The sequence below is a fragment of the Microbispora catharanthi genome, assembly GCF_006334915.2.
GTDB lineage: Bacteria > Actinomycetota > Actinomycetes > Streptosporangiales > Streptosporangiaceae > Microbispora > Microbispora catharanthi.
The window spans coordinates 270,870-292,292 of the sequence record NZ_VDMA02000003.1 but is presented as its reverse complement, the minus strand read 5'-3'; the positions used below and the strand labels follow the sequence as shown (position 1 = coordinate 292,292).

The window sequence follows — 21,423 nt, the reverse complement described above, 5'->3', positions numbered from 1 at the left end:
CATGACGCACTCCTCCACGACCGGTACGGGCTCCGGCGCCAAGCCGGCCACGACGAACGGCGACGTCACCTCGAACGGCGACGGGCTGCCCGAGTTCGCCGACGGCGGCGGCTCGGTCACCGACGTCACCCCCGCCTGGGGCGAGTCGTTGCCCGCCTGGGCCGACGACCTCATCGCCCTGCTCACGGCGGGCCAGACATGGCCGGATGCGAGCGAGAGCCTGCTGTGGCAGCTCGCCCGCGCCCACCGCTCCGCGACCGTGAGCGTCGTCCAGTCCATCGATCCGGTGGGAGCCGCCGCCGTCGCCGTGCTCAGCGGGATGCAGGGCCCGTCGATGCAGGCGTTCCTGGCGCGGCTCGGCGAGCACTACTCGGAGCAGTCGGGCCTGCTCGGGGTGGCGAACAACCACTTCGCCTACGCCGCGCAGGCCGACAACTACGCCCGCTCGACCCAATATTCCAAGTTGTCGGACAACGCGGTGTTCTGGATCGCGCTGATCGCGACGTTCATCGCGCTTCTCGCGGCCTTCTACTCCGCCGGGGCCTCCACCCGGTTCGTCGGGCCGATCGCCGCCCGCGCCCGCGCCGAGATGGAGAAGATCTTCGAACAGCTCGCCCTCGCCGCAGGCCGTCCCGCCGCGGCCCAGGCGCTGGCCAGAGGGACCGCGTTGGCCTCGCTCCGGGCCGGCCTGCTCGGTCGCATCCTCGCCAACCCCCTGGGGAGGGAGCTCTTCGAGGAGATCGGCGAGGAGGTCGCCGGCGACGCCTTCGCCCAGTCGGAACAGCGGAAGGCAGGCACCCGCGACGGCTGGGACTTGAAGATGACGGGCGCCACCGCCCTGGGCGCGGCGGGCGGCGCGGCCGTCGGCATGCGGGCCGCGCGTCCCGTCAGCAACCTGGTCAACAGGACGCCCCTGCTCAGAAGGCTGAACACCGACGCCCCCGGCTTCGGCAACGCGTTCAAGCGTTTTCCCGGCCGGGCGCTGACGACCGGCCTGACCAACGTGATCGCCTCCCCGGCCGGGAGCGTCCTCGCCAACGGGCTCGTGTACGGCCAGTGGGAAATGCCCGACGGTGAGTCGCTGCTCGGGGCCGCCGCGTCGGGCGCCGCCCGTACGAACACGATCAGCCCGTTCAACCCGGACGTGATCGAGGCGGGCATCAGCCCGCGTACGGCCCTGGCCTCGGCGTACGACACCAGCCTGCGTACCGACCTGATCCGCGCCCTTTCCGGTACGTCTCCGGATCCCGCCGCCGGACAGCCTTCTGGCGGCGATCCGGGTTCCGCGAACACGAATACGGCCGGCGGCGGTCAGACCGCAGGCAACGGCGGGTCCACGGGCTCGGGCGGCACGAGCACCGCGTCCGTCGTGGGGCAGCCCTCCGGCGGCCCGCCCGCCGCACCCGGCGGCTCCGGCCAGCCCGCCACCACCGGGCCGTCCCCCGCACAGTCCGGTGCGAGCACGACGAACCCCGGCACAGCCAGTACCGCCAACGCGGGCGGTGCCAACCCCGGCGCGGCCGGTTCCGGCAGTGCGTCCGGCAGTGCGTCGAACGCGGGCAACACGGGCAACGCGAGCGCGGCGGGCCCGTCCGCCGCGAATCCCGGTCAGGCGCCGGCGGCAGCGCAGAGCGCGTCGGGCCAGCCGGCCACCGCCAATCCCGCCCCGGCGACGGGCACGGGCGGTGCCAACCCCGGCGCGGCCGGCTCAAGCAACACGGCCGGCGCGGCGAACACGGCCGGCGCGAGCAGCGCGGCGGCGGCCAATCCCACTGCTGCCGGCTCCGCGAACACGCCCGTCACCTCCGCTGCGACGTCCACGCCGGCCGCGTCCACGGGGACGCCGTCGTCCGTCGCGCCGTCGTCCGCTTCTCCCTCCGGCGGCACCACGTCATCCGCCGCGGCGTCACCGGCCGCCCCGGCACCGGTGGCGTCCTCGGGGACGACCGGCGGCACCACCTCCGGCAGCGCCGCCGCGGCGCACGCTTCGGCTCGCACGGCGGTCTCCGATGTGCTGTTCACGATCGCGCCCGACGTGCTCTTCCTGCGTGACGGCCGGGGCGCCAGGCTGACCGGTCCTGACGGAAGGCCGGTGCAGCTGTCGGGCGAGGACATGAAGGGCCTCGCGGATCGGCTGACGACGCGTGCCGCCGAGGGCGTGGACACACCTCGGCTCCGCGCGGAGGCGGCCGCGCTGCTGGGGGCGAGGATCGCCGAGGAGAGCCAGGGGCTCCCGGTCGAGGGGGCCCTCGACGCGCTCGCCCGGCTCGCCGACGCGACGCCGGACAGCCGCGCCGCCGCCGTCGAGGTGGCGGGCGAGGTGCTGGAGGACAACCCGCGCGGCTGGCGGCCCGACCGGCTGAGCGACGCGGGGGCCGGACTGGTGGAGGAGGCGGCGGTCCCGCCGCACGGACCCGACCACGCCCTTCGCGTCGGCCGCTCCTCCGACACCGCCGCGGACATCGTCAGGCGCGCCGAGAGTCTCGCCGGGATCCCGTCCACCTCCGGCGCGAACGGGACAGCCAACACGGCGAGCGGAGGCCAGTCCGCCGCGGTCTCCTCGAACAGCGCGGCCTCCTCCAACCCAGGGCCTGCTCCGGCGACGAACTCCGCTCGAACAGCCAACCCGCCGGGGCCGGGGAAGGGGCCGTCCGGCACGCGGCCGGGACCGCGTACGACCCGGGGGCGCGGCCGGGTGACCGCCCGGCCCATCGCGCGGAGCCTGTTCGTCGCCGACGGCAGGCCGCCGCACCTGGCCGACCTGTCGTCGCAGGAGGCGGAGCAGGGCTTCCTGTCGCTCCACGCGTCCGACGTGGGCCCGGACACGACAGGACTGAGCACAGCCGGCGAGCGGACGGTCGTCGTGGACACGGGCCGGCTCGGCGCGCAGCACTTCCGGTTCGAGATCGGTCGGGTGCCCGGCGGCCGTCTCGCCAGGACCAGGGTCCGGTCGGGCACGGCCGCAGACCCCCACGTCGTACGGCTGTCGCCGCGCCTGGCGAACGACATCCTGCCCCGAGTGTGGCTGCACGAGATCAGCGACGTCTTCCAGCGGATGTCCGGCCCCCGGCAGGGCGTGATCCGCTCCTTCCTGAGCCGTACGGCCGAGCCGGACGCCACGGCCTGTGTGACGGCCCGCTATCGCGAGCACGCGCTCCTGGACCGGCAGTGGCGGGCGGCCCCGGCGCAGGAGCGCCCCGCCATCGCGCACGAGATCGAGCGACTGGGGCGTGAGATCGAGAGGCTCGGGCACGTCGCCCCGGCGCCCCCCTGGTCGGCGCCCCGGCCACCCACCGCATCCCAGCCGGCGCCCGACCCGACGACACAGACCTCCACCGCGCAGACCTCCACCACGCAGAGCCCCACCGCGCAGAGCCCCACCGCGCCCGATCCGGTGGCGGACCTGCTCGGGCTGGCCCGCACCCAGCGGGAGACGCTGGCGAACGCCGCCGACGAACTGCTCAGAGCGGTCAAGGAGAAGATCGACAGCACCAGGGCGGCCAAGGCCGACGCGAAGAAGGCCGAGGAGGCCGCCGAGAAGGCGTCGCAGGAAGAGGACCGCGGCGCCGAGGAACGCCGCCGCAAGGCGCTGGCGGACCGCGACGTCCACCGGGCGAGCGCCGAGCGCGCCCGCCGGAGCAAGGAGGCGTACGCGCGGGCGGTGCGGCGGGCGGTCGAGGCGCGCACGGCGTACGAGACGCTGGAGAACGCCCTGAACGCCCTCCCCACGGGCCGGAAAGGCACGCTGCCCGCGGAGATCGCCGGGTTGGCCCGGGAGGCGGAGGCCGCCCACACCGCGTACAAGGAGGCGTTCGCGGACGCCCTGCCGTCGTCCGAGGCCATGACGGAGGCGACGCCGGCGGGCCGGCTGCCCCACCTGGAACGGCTCACGCAGGTCGTCAACGAGATGCTCGAACGCGCCGGCGTCGACCAGCGCTACGCGCCCGACGAGCTGTCGCACGTGTTGCGGTCGAACTTCAGGTGGCTGGTCTCGCAGGACGGCGTGGTGCTGCGCGTGGGCCGCGGCACGCGGGCCGAGCTGCGGCTGCGGCTGAAGGTCACGGACCTGGTCGAGGTCTTCGGCCATCCGGTGCGGCATTCCCAGTCGATGCTCGGCCAGTTGCCGCAGGGCGGCCGCTCGGCCTCCGCCACCGCCAACCGCGCGGTGCGCCTGGCGCCGAATCTCGACCTGAACGCCCTGACCAAGCCGTGGCAGGACACCCACTGGCTCGGGATGCTGATGAAGTTCGGCCTGTTCAAGGGGGGCACCGCTTTCGGCAGGAGCGAGTCGTTCAGCGGCAACGCGTCGGATTTCGCGCTGGCCGGCGCGGTGCAGGACAACGCGGGCGAGGCGCTGGTGCTCGACGGGCTCGCCTCGGCGGAGGTGGAGCTGCGCACCGCGACCGGCACCGAGCGGGCGCGCGTGGACAGCGGCACGGCCGGCGACGCCCGGAGCCTGCAGGTGTATCTGCCGCACACGCACGCGCAGCGGGGGCCGGCCGAGGTCACCCGGCTCTCGCGGAAGGAGCGGCAGCGCACGCCGTTCCCCGAGCACGCGGTCACCGGGCTGACCGGGCTGCAGGACCTCGCCGAGCGCACCGCGGAGCGGACCGGCCACTCCGAGATCGGCAGTATGACCCGCGACCAGATCCTCACGATCATGACGGAGGAGCTGCCGGCCCGGCTCGGCGAGGCGATCAACGATCCCGAGGGGCTGCGCCGCCCGATCACCGTCAACGGGCGGGTGGTCGGCTATGTGCGGATCAAGACCCGGGTCGTGATGGACACGGCGCGGCCGGTCGGCACGCCGAGCACCAAGCACCGCCTGGAACGGCTGCGCGTGGGGTTCTCGGGCGCGTCGGGCTCGCGCTCGGCCGGCCGGTCCTTCGAGATCAAGGGCACCGCGGGAGTCCAGCTTCCCGTCGGCGACCGGCACATGCTCGGCGCCGTCGGTCTCGACGGATACAAGACCGCCACACCGCGCCTCACGGGCGGGCTCGGCCGCTCCTGGTCGCGGTCGCGGTCGATGAGCGCGGGCGGGACCGCCATCCGGCCGAGTGTGCAGCGCTGGGCGGGCCACACCCAGGCGTACGCGCTGGAGCTCGAGCACACGGTGACCGTGCAGATGAACACCGACGACGCCCCGCATGCCCCCATACGCGGCCGGAGCACGGGCCTGTTCCGCATGCCGGAGCCGCAGGCGTACCGCTACGGCCTTCCCGTCGACCGGTCGGCCGTACGGAAGGACGGCAGGCTCAGGGACGACCCGAAGCCCGGCACGCCGAAGGGCCGCCTGCCCAGGCTGCCCGGCTGGTCGCACGGCACCGGAGCCGGGCCCGCGCTCGTCCAGGCGAGCGAGCGGCCGGGGAGCGCCAGGAACCTCGACGAGGTGCGCGCGAAGGTCGAGGCGGCGTTGCGTGCGCGCGGCCTGCTGCCGGACGAGAACGGCCGGCTGTCGCGTGATCCGCTGACCCGGGCGAGCCAGATCGCCAACATGATCGAGCTGGCCGAGCAGTTCTCCCCGGCCCGTCTGCAGACCGCGTATGACCAGGCCATGCAGGACGGGATCTTCCTCGACCTGGTGAGCCAGGGCATCGGCCGGGCCAGCCGGCACCTCACTGTGCGCATCCGGTTGGAGCAGTCGGGCCAGGAGGAGTTCCAGGGCACCAGCGCCGCCGACGTCGTGACCGACCTCGACATCTCGTCGGAGACCTCCGGCCGCTCGGCCGGCCGGTCGCGCGGCCGGGCCCGGGACGTCGGCCCCGGTCTCGGCTTGGAGACGAATCCGGGCGAGGCCGGCTCGACCGGCGGTGGGTTCGGCGCCCACTGGAGCAGGGGGCGCACGTTCTCCACGACCCTCAACGACACGGGCAACCTGGTCACGCTGGCAGAGGGCACCGCTCCGGCGGCGGTCTTCGAGGTCCCCCACAAGCTCACCGTGGACCTGATCGAGGACGACGGAAAGGTCACGCCGCTGGCCCAGAGCGACGACGTGTGGATGCGGGTGCTGCTGCCCTCCGACCTGCTGCCGGAGCAGCGGACCGAGCCCTCGCCCAGCCATCCGACGTCCTCGGAGGCGCTGAGCCTGGCCACCCTGCTGCACGTGGACGGGAGCGGCGTGCTCGACGCCCTTCGATCGGTGCTGCCGAGGGCGATGCGGCCGGGCTCGGTGTCGTTCCACCACCTCGCCGAGGCGTTCAACATGCGCAACCTCATCTCCCACCCGGAATGGCTGCTCGCCGACCCCGCCAGACCCGCCACGACGTACAGCACGGCCTTGGCCGTCCGCCCGCGCGGCCTGCGTACGCACCGGGCGTCGGCGTGGGTCACGGCCCAGCCGGGCGAGTCGACGTTCGTGACCGCGGCCGACCTGGTGATCGGCGACATCAACTTCACGATGGGCGCCCACACCACGCGGATGGAGACGCGTGGCGGACGGTCGGTGGACGCCTCGACCGGCGCGAACGAGGCCCTGCCCGGCCCGCTCGGCGGCAAGGAGGAGGCCGGCGCGTCCGGGGCGGGGAGCAGATCGTCCTCGATCTCCGACACGGCGATCTGGGGCAGGGAACGGCTGGCCATCGACACCGGCAAGCACTACGTGTTCGCGATGAAGGCGGACATCACGGTTTCCGGGGACGAGGCGGGCAACCGGCGGGCCGACGCCGAGCCGCTGCGGGACAGGACGGTCGTCTACTCCCTCCCCGAGCGCGACGCGCTCGACCTCTACGGCAGGAGCGAGCTCAAGCTGCCCCTCGACCAGGTGGCCGACGCGGTGACGCGACTGCTGGACGGCAACCTCCAGCTCGACCCGCGTACGGCCGTGCCGCTGGTCCGCAGATACCTGGCCGACCGGGCGCTGGCGCGAAGGGACGGCCACCCCCGGTCCGACCTGGAGCAGAAGCACCCTCGCGCCGTGCTCACCGAACGGCTCGCCAAGGACTTCCCGATGAGCCTGGCCGCCGCGGGGAACCGGCTCAAGCAGATGCACGACAGGCTGCCGGACCTGGCCACCCGCGTGGACGTCCCCGACCTGTACGAGGACTCCCTCGGCGAGAGCACCGTGAAGTCGGTCCGGCTCACGACCCCGGGCGGCAAGCGGACCCGGCTGCTCGACGAGGTGCTCGGCCAGATCGGCACGGTGGCGCCCGGCGCGCTGAAGCGCGACCCGGTCCTGCTGCGCAGCCTGTTCGGCGATTTCGCCGGCAAACGCTGGTGGGGCAAGCTCGACGACATGACCGGGTCGGCCGGCTTCGTCAAGACGTACTCGCTCAAGATCGGCCCGCACCTCACCGAGGACGTGACGGTCAGGATCACGGCGGAGCTCCACGGCGACCAGGCGACGTACGGCGGAAACGTCCACAACTTCGGCCAGATCCTCCAGGACTACACATACACGCAGGAGGACCGCGCCGAGTCGTCGGGCAAGACGTTCGGCGGCAGCGCGAACGCCGGAGCCGGGCAGGACGTCGGCAGCGGCGGCCGAGCGGTCGCCACCGACCGCTCGCACACCGGCACGGCCTCCACCGGCACCCAGCGGACCCGCATCCAGCGTTCGGCGGCGTTCCGCGGCGGGCAGCTCGTCGAGCATCCGGTGACCATAAGGATCGAGGTCGAGCGGTCGTCGGGCCGCCTGCGCGGCGCCGTCGCCAGGACCACCGGCGTCCCCCGGACCAGCCACGTCACGCTGCGCGGCACCATGACCCGGGTGCTGCCGGACGGCATGGTCGCGAAGGAGGGCACGGTCGCCGCGCGGCCGCCCGCCCGGCCCGACGTGCGGAGGGTCGTGCCGCCGGAGGTCTTCGTGACCGAGCGGCTCAAGGCCGACGACCTGCTGCGCGCCGTGTTCGGCCGGCTCTCCCGGGAGGACCTGCTCGGCGGGGCCGCCGCCATGGAGCACTACGCCGAGCTGGCCAAGGCGCTCACCGGGAACGGGCTCACGACCCGGCTGGAGCGGATGACCGGCCCCGACGGGCACCGGCTCATCCGGCTGCCCATGCCGGGCAGACCTGGCCAGGTGGTGGACGTGCGGATACACGCCGACCTCTCCGAACCCGACCCGGTGGCCCTGGGCCTCAACGACACCGAACTGGGGCAGGTGGACCGCGAGCAGAACACGGCCGGCACGGCCACCGACCGGGGGCAGATGGCGCCGCTCGGCCGCACGTACAGCGCCGGGCACGCGGTGGGCGCCGGCGCCGATTTCGGCGCCGGCGACCAGACCGCGCAGTCGAGCTCGGGCAGCGGCGGCAACCGCGACGAGACCAGCGTCTTCGTGAAGGGCACCGGGGCCAAGGTGAGGTTCCGGGTCGACTTCGGCCTCCGGTTCGAGGTGCGCCAGGTGGCGCGCGACGGCGCGGAGACGGTGCTGCGGACCGCGGACATTCCGCACGGCGCGACCGGCACGGCCCACCTGATCATGTTCCAGCACGCGCTGGAGGAGATGCTGGCACGCCGCGACGCGGGCGTCGCCCGGCCGCTGTGGAACTTCCACCGGCAGAGGGTGGCCGCGCCCGCCGTCTTCTTCTCCCACGACACCGTGCGCGCGCTGGCCGCGAGGCAGCCGTCGTACGACCCGGCCGCCCCCAGCAGAGCGATGGCCGAGGCGCTCAGAGGACGGACGGGGACGCTGCCGGTGGGCATCGTCGCCGACATCGGCCGAATGAATCAGGCGCCCGGTTCGACGGCTCTCGTGGCGGAGGCGAGGCTGCTCGCCCGCGACCTCGGCGCCGACGTCCACCTCCATCTCACGCGGCCCGACGGCAGCGTCGAGCGTTACCGCGCCACGCCCGCGGGCGAGCTGTCCGGCGATCCCTTCGCCGAGGCCCTCGGCACGGTGCCGCCCGACCTGGTGGCGCTGGCCGAGGGGCACGGCCTCGATCTGCGTGACCTGTACGGCGGGCGGTCCGACGGGTTCGCCGACCGCATCGGCGAACGGCTCGACGCCCTCGGCGTCGCCCGGCCGGCGCCGGCCGACCCGGGCTGGCCGGTGCCCGAGACGGCCGCGGACGCCACCTGGGGCGGCACCGCCCTCATCACCGCCCCGCCCGGCAGCGTGACGGCCGAGCCCATCCCCAGGACCGCGTTCGTGGCCGACGGCCGGGCCCCGCACCTGCCCGACCTGTCGAACGACGAGATCCCCGCGGCCGTCGCAGACCTGCGCCCGGCGGACTTCGGCCGGGGCGTCCACGCCGTGACCGCGACGCCGGACGGCACGGTCGTCACCGTCGAGACCGCCCGGTTCGGCACGCAGCGCTTCGTCGTGCTGCCCGAGGACCCCGGCGGCGGACGCCCGGGGCGTACGGAGGTCGACGCGGGCACCGGCCCGCACGTGATCCGGCTGGCGCCGAGGCTGGCCCCCGACGTGGTGGCCCGGGTGCTGCTGCACGAGATCAGCGACACCCTGCAGAAGCGGTCGGCGGCGGAGCAGGGGACGGTGCGCCGGTTCCTGAACGCCCTCGATCCCGGCTACGACGCCTGTGCCTCCGCCCGCTACAACGAGCACGCCTACCTGTCGCGCCGATGGAGGGCGACGACCTCGGACGAGGAGCGAGCGCGGCTGCGGCACGAGATCGAGGCGGTCGCCCGCGACCTCGGCGCGCGGGGTCAGGCGGCGCCCCCGCCGCCGTGGGTCACCGTGCCGCCTCAGGCGCCGGTCCCCGACCTGTGGGAGCGGATGCGCAGGCTCAGCAACACCTCCGGCTGGGAGCCGCCCGACGACGAGGACGAAACCGTCCCCGCACCGGAGGACACAGGGCAGCGAAAGGTAAGGAACGGGTGATGCCCTACTCGATCGCCAGGAGCAGGGACGAGGCGCACCTCTATCTCGACCTGAACCCCTGCGCCTGCGGCTCGGCGGACACCGACTGGGACAGCGGCCTCGCGAGCGTCGAGGGGGAGCTGGTCACCTGTTACGAGGGGCGGTGCGCGGGGTGCGGCGCCGAGCGGGAGCACCTGTTCGGACTCCCGGAACGGGAGGTGACGCCCACGGGCTTCCCGACGTTCGGCGGCGCGGAGCCGTCCGAGTTGCTGGACCCCGGCGAGTGGCTGTGGGTGGCCGACCTGACGGCGGGCAACGTTCCGGACGGCGGGGAGAGGCAGGCGCTGTCCATCGCGCGGGCCGCGGTCGAGGAAGTGATCAAATTCGTCCCGCCCGGGCAGGACGAGGTGCCCGAGGACGCGTTCTGGTCGGAGCGGGGACGCGCCGTGCGCGCCGCCGAGCCGGGGCGGTTCCGCCTCGACCGGCTGCTCGTCGTGAGGGACACCTACCGGGAGCTGGCCGGAGCCTAGAGTAGGGGGAATGGAGCAGGCAGTGTCGATCCCGTACGCGCGGACGCTCGCGGAGGCCCGGCTGTATCTCGCGCTCACCGTGGACGAGGCCGCACGCGAGGAGCCGCCGGTCGAGGGGCCCGAGGCGTGGACGGTACGGTCCGGCGGGGTCGAGCTGCTCGTGCCGTACGCGAGCGAGGCGGAGGCCAGGGACGAGGGGGAGCGGTTCGGCGTCGGCCTGTCCGAGCTGATCGACCCCGGTCAGTGGCGGCTCGCCGGTGCGGGCTACGCGCGCCGCGCGCTCGCCGACGACCTCGAATACACCGAGGAGCCGGGGGACGAGAGGCTCTTCCAGCGGGTGGTGAGCGGCTGGGAGGCGGCCAGGGACGCGCTCGGGGAGGCGCTCAAGTTCATCCCGCCCGGCGAGGACGAGGTGCCCGCCGAGGCGTTCTGGACCGAGGCGGGGCTGGCCGCCCGCGAGGCGGAGCCCGATTGCTTCCTGCGCGACCGGCTGGCCGAGGACATCGCCTTCTACCAGCAGAATCTGGACGACTTCCGCCGTCTCAACGGCTGACCTACTTGCCGAGCGGCACGGGAACGCGGGCGGCGGCCGGGTCGAGCGCCGGGCCCTCCGGGATGAGATGCAGCAGGTGTGCGGGCACCGGCGTGGCGTCGGAGGCGTCGTAGCCGAGCTTCGGCAGCAGATCGGCCGAGGCGACGGCGAACCTGCGGCCCTGGTCCGTCACCAGGAAGTAGTTCGTGATCGACCCCAGCTGCCCCTCGCCCGGCAGCAGGCCGGCGACCGCCGCCATACCCGGCGGGAGCAGCACCTGGTCGAAGGTCTCCTGGCCGCCCGGGGTCCTGGGCGTGGGGATCGCGATCGAGGAGCCGACGGTCAGGGTCGCCCGTGTCGAGCCGCCGCGGGTGCCGGAGTAGACCGCGCACAGCGGCGTGGTGGAGGCGGGAGAGGTCACCGTGGGCATCGTCTCGGGCATCCCGCCGCCCACCACGCTCTGCTTGGACAGTGAGGCGTTGGCCGTGGCCGCGTCGATCGGGACGGCCCGCGGGGGGCGCCTGCCGTACGCCGCCTTGATGGCCGGATCGGCCAGCAGGAGCGTGGCCTGGGTAAGGGTGATCGGCGCGAGGCCGTCGGACAGCAGGACGTACCAGCGGGCGGGGGCGCCCCCGATGCCGGGCACGGTGAAGACCTGTCCGATCGCCGCCGTGACCGTGCCTTCGGGCCCCCGGACCTTCCTGCCGAGGTGCTGCACCTTCGGGCCGCTGAAGTCGACGCCTTCGGGGATGGCGTTGAGCCAGGTCGCGGGCACCTTCCTGGGCTGGGCGTTCAGGGCGCTCACCACGCTGGAGCTCGCCCGCATCCGCCGGTCGCCCCAGATGACCCACTTCTGCCGGCCGTCGTCCACGACCATGGCGCCGCCGCCGAGGGGCCTGCCGCCGACGTCCACGCCGCCCACCAAGGTGACGTACGGCCGCGGCGCCCCGGTGGCGTCGGGGCCGTCCACCACGCACACCGACCACGGTCCGTGCACCAGCTTGTCCTTGGCCGGCAGCGAGTCGGGCGCGCCGGGGATGCCGACGAGCGGCCCGCGCGGCAGCGCGGCCAGCGAGGCGGCGGAGACGTCGCGCACCGTCACGTCGGCGGTGTCGAGCAGCAGCCGGGCGGAGACGTAGTTCGCCACGGGAAGCAGCACGCGCTCCTGCTGGCTGTAGACGTAGGTCGCGCCGGTGTCCTGCTCGACGAGGAGCTGGCCGGGTTGGGTGAGCTTGGTGGCGCCGCCCGGCTTGATCACACCCCAGATGCCGAAGACGGCGAGCAGGAGCACCGACAGCAGGACCCCGCAGAACGTGGCCAGGGTGTGCCGCCGCATCGGCGTCTCCGCGACGTCCGGCTCACCCTGCAGCAGGGCCTGGCCGAGACGCTGCTGCATCAGCCGGTATGCCTGGTAGAGGTCCTTCCGGGTCTGCACGTCACCTCCCTGTCCGAGGGCATGGGAGTCAGCATATTGATCCGGCGGCGTCTTTGTGATCTCCACAGTGTCCCGGCGGTCCCGCTTTGACGTAGGTCGTTGAAACTTGTACGGTTACAGCCGCTGTTGTAACATTAATAGTTACATCGCTCGGAATCGATGGAGGATCGACATGGGTCAGCTCTCGGGCAAGGTCGCGATCGTCACCGGCGGCACCACGGGCATCGGCCTCGCCACCGCCAAGCGCTTCGCGGCCGAGGGCGCACAGGTGTACATCACCGGCCGCCGTAAGCCGGAACTCGACAGCGCCGTCGAGGAGATCGGCTCGAACGTCGTCGGGATCCAGGGGGACGTGGCCGACCTCGCCGACCTCGACCGGCTCTACGCGGCCGTCGCCCGGCACGGCCACCGGATCGACGTGCTGTTCGCCAACGCGGGGGGCGGCGAGTTCGCCCGGCTGGAGGAGGTCACAGAGGAGCATTTCGATCGGACCTTCGCCGTCAACGTCCGCGGTCTGTTCTTCGCCGTCCAGAAGGCGCTGCCGCTTCTCAACGAAGGCGCTTCGGTGATCTTGCCGGGTTCCACGGCCGCGACGACCGGAGCCGAGGCGTTCGGCGTGTACAGCGCGACCAAGGCCGCCATCCGGTCCTTCGCCCGGACGTGGGCCAACGAGCTCAAGGGGCGTGGCATCCGGGTCAACGTCATCGTTCCCGGGCCGATCGACACCCCTGGAATCACCGGTCTGGCTCCGGACGAGGAGCGGGCCGAAGAGCTCAAGGGCGTCCTGGCGAGCCAGGTGCCGCTGGGCCGCATGGGGCGGCCGGAGGAGATCGCGAGCGCGGTGCTCTTCCTGGCCTCGGACCAGAGCAGCTTCACCAACGGCGCCGAGCTCTACGCCGACGGCGGCATGAACCAGGTCTGAGCCGGTCTCCCGCTCCTGGCGCGAGCCGGCCGGGCTCCTCCACCCGCCCTCACCCCCCGGTGGTGGGGAAGGGCGCCGGGCTCGTCGCCCGCCGCCTACTCCCTCTGCCGCGCCAGCACGTCCCGCAGCACGTCGGCGATGGTGGTGCCCGCCAGTTGCTTCCTCATGGCGTCTTCCAGGCCGTCGTACACCTGCCGCAGCGTCGGCTGGATTCCGAAGCCGACCGGGCACGACTGGTTCGGCCGCGCGTTGTGCATGCCGAAGAGGCCGCCCTCGTCCAGGGCCTCGTACACGTCCAGCAACGTGATCGACTCGGGGTCGCGGGTGACGACCCAGCCCGCTCCGGTGCCCCGTCTGGCCTCCACCAGGCCCGCCTTCCGCAGGTCGCCCAGGCATCGCCGGATCACGACCGGGTTCGTGTTGACGCTGCCCGCGATGCGTTCGGAGGTGGCCACTTCGTGCCCCTCCCGGCGGTCGAGCACCATCCACGTCAGCACGTGCACCGCGACCGTCAGCCTGCTGTTCGCACTCATCCGCTCGTCCGTCTCCTCTGTGTAACTCACAAGGTTACAGCGCCGCTGGAGGCCGGTCTGTCGCACGGTTCACTGCGGCGGGCGGCGGCCTGCTTGTCTCTCGGCGGCGTCGAGTGCGGGCGTGAGCGGTGCGAGCGTGGTGCGCAGCAGGTCAGGCAGGGAGCCGGACGGCAGGACGAGCCCGCTGGTCGTGGAGGATGCGGCGGTCGTTTGCAGCCATTCTCGGAGAGCGAGGCGAACTGCGGCGGCCACGCTCGCCGCGAGCACGCGGGCGGTGGTGTGCCGGCCGGTGTGGCCGAGGCGTTGGGCGATCGCGTCGCTGAGGGGATGTTCGATCGCGGCGGCGGCGTCGACGAACTCGTCGCGCAGCGCGGGGCGGGTGGTGATCAGCAGTAGCGCGTCGCAACCGGGTTGGCCGGGGTCGGTGTACTGGTCCACGATCGCCTCGATGACCGCCTCGGCGAGGCCGACGTCGGCGGGCCGCCCGGCCACGGCCGCCGCGACCCGCGCTTCCCGTTCGCCGGTGACGGCGGCCACGATCGCCTGTTCCCGGCTGGAGAAGTAGTTGTTGTAGGTCCTGGGGGAGACGCCGGCTGCCTCGGCGATGTCGTCCACGCGCACGTTGTCCGGCCCGCGCTCGAGAGCCAGCCGCAGTGCCGCCGCGCGCAATGCCTCTCGCGTGGCCTGCTTCTTCTGCTCGCGCAACCCGGTCGGTCTCGTCTCCACCGTCCCAGCGTTCCAGAATCGATGCGTGGACGCAAATTTGCGTGCACGCAAGTTTTGTCCGTAGTGTGCCTGTCGGCAGGGAGGATGTCCCAGCGGCCCAGGCGCGCTTCGGCGCTCCATCCGCCCTGCTCTCGTCCGCGTGAGCAAGGGAGAAGACGTGATCACAGATGTCGTCATCGCCGGCGGCGGCCCGAACGGGCTGATGCTGGCCTGCGAGCTGAGCCTGGCAGGGGTTCGGGCGGTGGTGCTGGAGCGGCTGCCGGAGATGAGCGAGGAACCGAAAGCGAACGGATTGCTCGGCCAGGTCGTGAGAATGCTCGACCGCCGGGGGCTGCACGAACGTCTCAGCGACAGCCCCGCACCGCCGCAGCCGAACTCCGCATACTTCATGTTCGGTGCGCTGGGCCTGGACCTGAGCCTGCTGGAGGACAGCCCCGTCTACGCCCTGCCGGTGCCGCAGCGACGCATCGTGCAGGTCCTGCAGGAGCGCGCCGTCGAACTGGGCGTGGAGATCCGGCGGGAACACGAGGTCGTCGGCGTGTCCCAGGACGACGACGCGGTCACCGTCGATGTCGCGAGCCCCGGCGGGGCATACCGGTTGCGGGCCCGATACCTCGTCGGCGCGGATGGAGCACACAGCGCCACCCGCAAGCTCTCCGGCATCGGGTTTCCTGGCGTCACCTATGACCGGATGACCGTCTGCTCGGCGCACGTGAACCTTCCGGCGGACTGGGTCGATCCCGCGACCGGCGCGCTGCACGTGCCCGGCTACGGCGCTGTTCTGCCGTTCCTGCCCCACCGCACGGAGCACGGCGGGTTCTCCTACGCACCGATGCCCGGTCACCCGCCGCTGGTCAGCACCACAGAGTGGGACCTGCCCACGACCGACGCCCCGATGGACCTTGAAGCGCTGCGGGCGAGCATCCGCCGCGTGCTCGGCGTCGACGTGCCACTGGGCGCGCCCGACGGCCCGGGGCCGCACGTGCTGCGTCGGCTGACGGGCGGTAACACCCGGGTCGCCGACCGGTTCGCCGACGGCCGGGTATTCCTGATCGGTGATGCCGCGCACGTGTACGCCGCCACCGGGGGAGGACCCGGGCTCAACCTCGGCCTGCAGGACGCGGTCAACCTCGGCTGGAAACTTGCCGCAGTGATCCGCGGCAGCGCCCCGCCCGGACTGCTCGACAGCTACGAGGCCGAGCGGCGACTTGCCGCCCACCGCATGATCCTGAACGCGCGGGCACAGTCGGCCCTGATAGCTCCCGGCGGCGACGTCACCGGACTGCGCGAACTGTTCACCGAGCTGCTCCGCGACAAGAGCACCGTGCAGCGCCTCGCCGAACTCATCGCGGGCGCCGACGTCCGCTACGACATGGGCGAACCCGACGCGCATCCGCTGATCGGCCGGTTCGCGCCGGACATGGAACTGCACACCCCGACCGGGCCGGTCCGGCTGGCCGAGCTGACCAGAACCGCACGCCCGCTACTGCTCGACCTGACCGAACGGGCGTCGCTGGCGCGGACGCTCGACCTGCGGCACGACTACGTCGACATCGTCACCGCGCGCCCCCAGGTCCCGGCACCCACCGCACTGCTCCTTCGCCCGGACTGCTACGTGGCCTGGGCATCCGCATCACCCGAACCGGATCCCACGGAGATCGAAGTGCTTCGGGCCGCCGTACAGCGATGGTTCGGTGGGCTTTCCGGGCGTTAGGAAAAAGGGGAATGGAGTGGCGGAAAAGCCAGATTCTCCCGGGCTTCGATATAGCCGCTCGGCATAAGGGGTTCACAAGATTGACAAACGATTTACGGTGAGGGCGGCCCCTTTGTCGATGAAGGAGTGACTGAATGGGTAACAGCTTGCTCGGCGGCGACCCCGCGGAGATGCAGAGCATGGCCGCGCAGTTCAGCCAGCAGGCGGACCAGGTTCGCGCCACGATGGCCAACCTCGACCGTGAGGCGGCCAAGGTCGGCACCGCCTGGACCGGCCCCGGCGCGCAGCGCTTCCACGACGCCTGGCAGAGCTACCGGGCGGCGTTCCAGCGCATGGCGGAAGAGCTCAACGAGGCCTCCCGGGTCATCACGACCTACCGCGGCAACATCGAGTCCGCCACCCGCTGACCGGCACCCGCAGACCGCCGGCCGCCGGACCGCCATGAGTGCCATGGCGGTCCGGCGGCCTTCTCATGTCACCGGCGGCTCGGTCGAGTCCCCGGGGCTCAGTCCGGCACCGCGGCCTGGATCGGGGTCGCGGCGCCCGAGACGACCAGCAGGCCCCGCCCGGGAGGCCCACCGACGGCGCCGCGCGGCAGCCGTACGGCGAACAGGTCCCCGTCGGCGGGGCTCTGCACGTTGAGCAGCAGGCCGGTCCTGCCCTTGCGCGCCTCGGCGGCGAACCCTCGGTAGGCCGTCGCCAGGTCGCCCGTGGCCCCCGCGATGAGCAGGCCGTGCTCGCCGTCCCGCCCGGTGCGCAGGATCTCGTCCAGGGCCAGGCCGAGCGCGGAGTCGGGGGAGATGAGCTCCGCGTCGTCCACGGCCACCACGTAGCGCTCGTGCCCGGCGACCAGAGCGAGCGGGTCGAGGGCGCCCGGCAGGCCGCCGAAGTCGTCCGCGCCGCCCCCGGTCACGCTTCTGGCGTTGCCGTCCAGCACGGCGAGCACCCCCGGCGCCCCGGCGAGGTCGCGCAGCGGGCTGCGTCGCGGGGTCACGACGAGCACGGGCGTGCCCCGGTCGAGCAGCGAGCGCGCCGCCGTGACCAGCGCGGACGACCGTCCCGAGCGCGGCGGCCCCGCGACGACGGCGGCCGGTCCCTGGCCCTGCAGGTCCACGCCCATCGGGGTGAGGGCGTCGCCGCCCGCGCCGAGCAGCGCCCACAGGGCCGACGGCGGCTGGTGCGACGGCGCCAGGTCGAGCGCCTGGCTCGCCGTGATCCGCATCGGCAGCGCGTCCACCCGCAGCGGCGGCTCCGACGGCCAGGCCCACTTCCCGAGGGTGTCCGAGCCGCCGAATCGTGCCGCCGCCGTACGGGCGAGCTCCTGCAGGACGGCCACCTGCGCGGGGCCGGAGGGGTCGTCGCACAGCAGCGCGATCTGGCTCTCCACCAGGCCGTGCTCGCCGACGGCCAGGGCCCTGCCTGGGGGCATGGCGCTCGGCAGGTCGCGCATCGGCAGCCCGGCGAGCCCGTAGTCGGCGGGGTCGGCGAGCCGCAGCACGAGCCGGTCCTCGAAGACGGTGGAGATCTGCCCGAGCAGGCCCGACCGGTCGGAGGTGACCACGGCCCGCAGCCCCACGGCCGGCCCCTCCCTCAGCAGTTGCAGCATGGCGTCGACCAGCCGCCCGTAGTCGTAGTTCTCGAACGCGGCGACGTACCCCTCCCAGCGGTCCACGAGCAGGACCAGCCAGGGCAGCGCGCCCACGCCCGTGCGGTCGCGGGCGGCCCGCGACCGGGCGGCGGCGCGCGCCTCGGCCAGCGAGGCGTACCCGGCCTCGGCCAGCAGGTGCTGACGGCGCCCGACCTCCGCGCGCAGGCGGGTCAGCAGGCGCTCCACCCGGTCGAGCTGGTCGCGGGTGACGACCGCCCCGCAGTGCGGCAGCGCGACCAGCGGCAGCAGCGCGCCCGACCCGCAGTCGACGGCGTGGACGTGCACGTCCTCGGGGGAGGCGCCGGCCGCGATCGAGCCCGCGATCGTCCGCAGCGCGCTGGACCGGCCGCTGCGCGCGCCGCCCGCGATCAGCAGGTGGCCGCCGTGCCGCGGGTCGAGCGTGAGCGGGCGCCGGCCCTGCTTCCAGGGCAGGTCCGTCACGCCGAACGGCAGCGGCGGCACCTCCTCGGCCCCCGGCCGGTACGGCGCGGCGCCCGCGAGCAGGCCGCCGGAGGAGTCCGCGGCCCCGACGTCGAGGACGACCTGGTCGGGCAGCGGCGGCAGCCACGGGCTCGGCTGCCGGGGCATGTCGCTCCCGGCCTCCCGCAGCGCGTCCACGAGCAGGGCCAGGTCGGTGCCGCTCGCCGCCTGGGCGGGCGGGGCGGGCAGCGGGTGGCCGAGCGCCTGCCAGGGCAGATCGAGGACGCGCACGTCCTCCCCCGCGTCGGCCGCCCCCGCACTCCGCGGATGTGGTGTGCGGCCGCCGATCCTGGCGGTCTGCACCGCCACGGGCGCTCCGGAGCCGGCCCGCACATAGCAGCGGCCGGGCGTCGTCCGCGAGATGTGGGCGGCGTCCGGCACGTCGATGACGTCGGCCGACTCGTTGGCGTCGGTCACGCGCAGCGCGATCCTGAGCGAGGTGTTGGCCTGGATGTCGGCGGTCACCACACCGCCGGGCCGCTGGGTGGCGAGGATCAGGTGGATGCCGAGCGAGCGGCCCCTGCGCGCGATGTCGACCAGCCCCTCGACGAAGTCGGGCAGCTCCGCGACCAGGGCGGCGAACTCGTCGATGATCAGCACGAGCCGGGGCAGCGGCGGCAGGTCCTTGCTCCCGGCGGTCTCCGGCACCGGCGCGGCGAAGATTCCGCCGCCGCGCGCCCGCCGGACGCCGCCCGCGCCGAGCACCCAGGTGGCGCCGCGCGCCCGCTGGTAGTCCTCGATGTCCTTGGCCCCCGCGTCCAGCAGCAGGCGTTCCCTGCGCCGGATCTCGGCGGCCAGCGACGCCAGGGCCCGCTGGGTCAGGTGGCCGTCGAGGTCGCTCACCATGCCGACCGTGTGCGGGAGCCGTACGCACTCCTTGAAAGCCGCGCCGCCCTTGTAGTCGATGAGCACGAACGTCATCTCGTCGGGCCGGTTGGCCACCGCGAGCGAGCAGATCAACGTCTGGAGCAGCTCCGACTTGCCCGCGCCGGTCGTGCCCGCGACCAGGGCGTGCGGGCCGTCCCTGCTCAGGTCGACCTCGAACGGGCCTTCCGGTCCCACGCCGATCAGGGCCCGGGTCGTACGGCCCTGCCGCTCGGCCAGCGCGGCGGGGTCGAGGGACACCTCCAGCAGGTCGAGCAGGCGGACCGCGTCGGGCAGGGCGGCCGAGGGGTCGTCGCGGCTCACGTCGCGCAGCGGGGCCAGCGCGCGGGCCAGGCGTTCGGCCCAGGACGGCGAGACCTGGTCGGCGCGGATGCCGGTGATCGGGTCGAGCCCGCCGCCGTGGAGGCGCACCCCGCCCTCGCGGTCGCAGGACACGACCGTCGCGCACTCCTCGGGCAGCAGCCGCTCGTCGTCGTCGATCGCGATCGTGTAGACCCCGGCGCGCGGGCCCTGCCGCAGCACCTGCGGCATGCCGGGCAGGCCGCGCAGCACCTGCGCGCCGTCGAGCACGACGAGCACGTCGAACGGCCGCTCGTCGTAGGTCGCGAAGGCCGGCTCGGCGGGCCGGTTGCCGCTCGCGCGCCCCAGGTCGTCCCAGCCGGCCGGGCCGCCGGACAGGCGGGTGCCGCGCGGCACCCCGGGATAGGGCCCCGAGCCGTTCTCGGCGTCGAGCCGCTCGGTCACCAGGGCGGCGAGTTCGGCGACCCGGCGGGCGGCGGCCTCGGGGTCGGCGCCGACGAGCGCGGCGCAGTCGGACGACAGGGCGCCGCCGCGGGCGGCGGCGTCGGGCGCGCAGTGCGGCAGCCAGCGCACCCAGCCCCACTGCCCGGCGCCGTCGGCGTTGGCCGACAGCACGACGACGGCCAGGTCGCGCGGGCTGTGCAGGGCGGCGGCCTGGCCGACGAGCCAGCGGGCGCAGCCGAGGGCGACGTCTCTGGGACCGGTGAGCCCGGCCACGCCGAGACGCCGCATGACCAGCGCGACCGGGACGTCGTGGCAGGGGGGCGGCTCCCGGCGGGGCGCGTCCTGGGGCGTGCCGCTCTCGGGCTCGAACTCCAGATCGGCGGGCAGGTCGGCCAGCCCCACACGCAGCCGCAGCGCGTCGCGGTCGTGCACGCGGCGCTCCCACAGCCGGCGGCGCGGGCCGGTCGCGGTGAGCAGCACCTCGGCCGGGTCGGGCGCGCCGCCGCGCCTGGCCTCCTCGTCCTGCCGCACCGCGCGGGCCACCTCCTCCTCGAAGGCGGCCATCCGCTCGCGGTACGCCTTTACCGCCCGGCGGTGCTTCTTCCTGCCGTGCCTGCGGTCGCTCACCCACTGGCCGATCATGATCAGCGGCGTCATGAACGCGATCAGCAGGTAGTACCACGTGTGGGTGACGGCGGCCATGACCACGCCGAGCACGGCGGGCAGCAGCGCGGCCAGCAACTGCAGCCGCATCCCCTCGCCCCGCTTCGGCTCCGCGGGGACGGTGAACCGCCGCTGCCGCTCCGGCCGTTGGAGGCGGGGCGGGCGGTTGTAGGCGAGCCCGCCGTCCGGCAGCGCGTCGAGGTGGGCGTCCGGCGGCAGGACCGGCCCCAGAGCGAACACCGAGCCGCCGCAGGTGAGCATGGCCCCGGCCGGCCACGTCGCCGCCTCCGTGAGCGGCTCGCCCGCAAGCCGGGCCACCGGCTCGCCCCCGGGGGTCGCCGGCTCCACGGTGGCCGTGCCGGGGGCCAGCCGCACCATCAGCGCGATCGGCGGCATCCTGGGGTCGGGTACGGAGATCGCGCACGCGGGGTCGGCGCCGATCGTGTGCGCGCCGAGCCCGATGCGGTGCACGGCCCCCGCGCCGGGGCCGCCCACGACGCGCAGCTCCGCCGGCCCGCCGGGCTCCTCGGTCACCGTCGCCCCTGCGGCGTGGCCGTCCACGGCCACCAGGTCGCCATCCCTGAGCAGGCCGAACACCGGCGCGTCCGGGTCGACGGGCCGGCCGTCGACCCACAGCTTCACCTCACCGGACGGCCGGGCCTGCCGGTCCCCCCGGTCCAGGTCGTACGGCGCGCGGGCGTGCGGGAGCCGTACGACGTTGGCCGGGCGGGCGGCGGCGCCGCCGTCGAGCGCGGCGGCGAGGGCGGCGACCGTGGTGCTCTCGTCGCCCTCGACCAGCACGTCGCGGCGGCCGTCCTCGCCGACCACGGTGAGCGTTATCCGCATGCGCGAAC

At 74.0% G+C, this 21,423-nt stretch carries 10 protein-coding genes; 6 read left to right on the top strand and 4 right to left on the bottom strand.

The window, feature by feature from the left end:
• Position 1 precedes the first annotated feature (1 nt).
• The 3 genes from FH610_RS07015 to FH610_RS07005 are packed head-to-tail and all read left to right on the top strand — an operon-like array spanning position 2 to position 10,840.
• Complete coding sequence (locus FH610_RS07015; RefSeq protein WP_139573458.1) at positions 2-9,778, top strand: WXG100-like domain-containing protein; 9,777 nt, start codon at positions 2-4, stop codon at positions 9,776-9,778.
• Positions 9,778-10,287, top strand: coding sequence for a hypothetical protein (locus tag FH610_RS07010; RefSeq protein ID WP_139573457.1), 510 nt, complete (start codon positions 9,778-9,780; stop codon positions 10,285-10,287). The genes FH610_RS07015 and FH610_RS07010 overlap by 1 nt, the downstream gene beginning before the upstream one ends.
• A gap of 10 nt (positions 10,288-10,297) precedes the next feature.
• Positions 10,298-10,840, top strand: coding sequence for a hypothetical protein (locus FH610_RS07005; protein ID WP_205825607.1), 543 nt, complete (start codon positions 10,298-10,300; stop codon positions 10,838-10,840).
• 1 nt (position 10,841) lies between these two features.
• Here FH610_RS07005 and eccB read toward each other — a convergent pair whose 3' ends face one another.
• A complete protein-coding gene (gene eccB, locus FH610_RS07000) occupies positions 10,842-12,254 on the bottom strand; it encodes a type VII secretion protein EccB (protein WP_139573456.1) in 1,413 nt (470 codons plus the stop codon).
• A 172-nt stretch (positions 12,255-12,426) separates the two neighbouring features.
• On the opposite strand from eccB, the gene FH610_RS06995 reads away from it, so the two are divergent.
• On the top strand, positions 12,427-13,176 hold the full coding sequence (locus tag FH610_RS06995; RefSeq protein WP_139573455.1) for an SDR family oxidoreductase: 750 nt from the start codon (positions 12,427-12,429) through the stop codon (positions 13,174-13,176).
• Between the two features lie 95 nt (positions 13,177-13,271).
• On the opposite strand, the gene FH610_RS06990 is transcribed toward FH610_RS06995, so the two are convergent.
• Positions 13,272-13,709: an Rrf2 family transcriptional regulator gene (locus FH610_RS06990; RefSeq protein ID WP_139573454.1), complete on the bottom strand. Its 438-nt coding sequence runs from the start codon at positions 13,707-13,709 to the stop codon at positions 13,272-13,274.
• A 69-nt stretch (positions 13,710-13,778) separates the two neighbouring features.
• Entirely contained in the window at positions 13,779-14,435 is a 657-nt protein-coding gene (locus FH610_RS06985) for a TetR/AcrR family transcriptional regulator (RefSeq protein WP_240808813.1), read from the bottom strand.
• Positions 14,436-14,592: 157 nt separating this feature from the next.
• Between FH610_RS06985 and FH610_RS06980 the strand changes: the two genes are divergently transcribed.
• The gene (locus FH610_RS06980; protein ID WP_139573452.1) at positions 14,593-16,149 is read left to right on the top strand and encodes an FAD-dependent oxidoreductase; all 1,557 of its coding nucleotides are present in this window, start codon (positions 14,593-14,595) and stop codon (positions 16,147-16,149) included.
• A 134-nt stretch (positions 16,150-16,283) separates the two neighbouring features.
• Positions 16,284-16,556, top strand: coding sequence for a WXG100 family type VII secretion target (locus FH610_RS06975; RefSeq protein WP_079320176.1), 273 nt, complete (start codon positions 16,284-16,286; stop codon positions 16,554-16,556).
• A 98-nt stretch (positions 16,557-16,654) separates the two neighbouring features.
• On the opposite strand, the gene FH610_RS06970 is transcribed toward FH610_RS06975, so the two are convergent.
• Positions 16,655-21,415 carry an FtsK/SpoIIIE domain-containing protein gene (locus tag FH610_RS06970; RefSeq protein ID WP_139573451.1) on the bottom strand — a complete coding sequence of 1,587 codons (4,761 nt, stop codon included), beginning with the start codon at positions 21,413-21,415 and terminating at the stop codon, positions 16,655-16,657.
• Positions 21,416-21,423: the final 8 nt, after the last annotated feature.

Bases quoted from the DNA above. Each gene is read 5' to 3' on its own strand.
- FH610_RS07015 (WP_139573458.1), top strand. From the start codon at position 2: ATGACGCACTCCTCCACGACCGGTACGGGCTCCGGCGCCAAGCCGGCC.
- FH610_RS07010 (WP_139573457.1), top strand. From the start codon at position 9,778: ATGCCCTACTCGATCGCCAGGAGCAGGGACGAGGCGCACCTCTATCTC.
- FH610_RS07005 (WP_205825607.1), top strand. From the start codon at position 10,298: ATGGAGCAGGCAGTGTCGATCCCGTACGCGCGGACGCTCGCGGAGGCC.
- FH610_RS06995 (WP_139573455.1), top strand. From the start codon at position 12,427: ATGGGTCAGCTCTCGGGCAAGGTCGCGATCGTCACCGGCGGCACCACG.
- FH610_RS06990 (WP_139573454.1), bottom strand. From the start codon at position 13,709: ATGAGTGCGAACAGCAGGCTGACGGTCGCGGTGCACGTGCTGACGTGG.
- FH610_RS06975 (WP_079320176.1), top strand. From the start codon at position 16,284: ATGGGTAACAGCTTGCTCGGCGGCGACCCCGCGGAGATGCAGAGCATG.
- FH610_RS06970 (WP_139573451.1), bottom strand. From the start codon at position 21,415: ATGCGGATAACGCTCACCGTGGTCGGCGAGGACGGCCGCCGCGACGTG.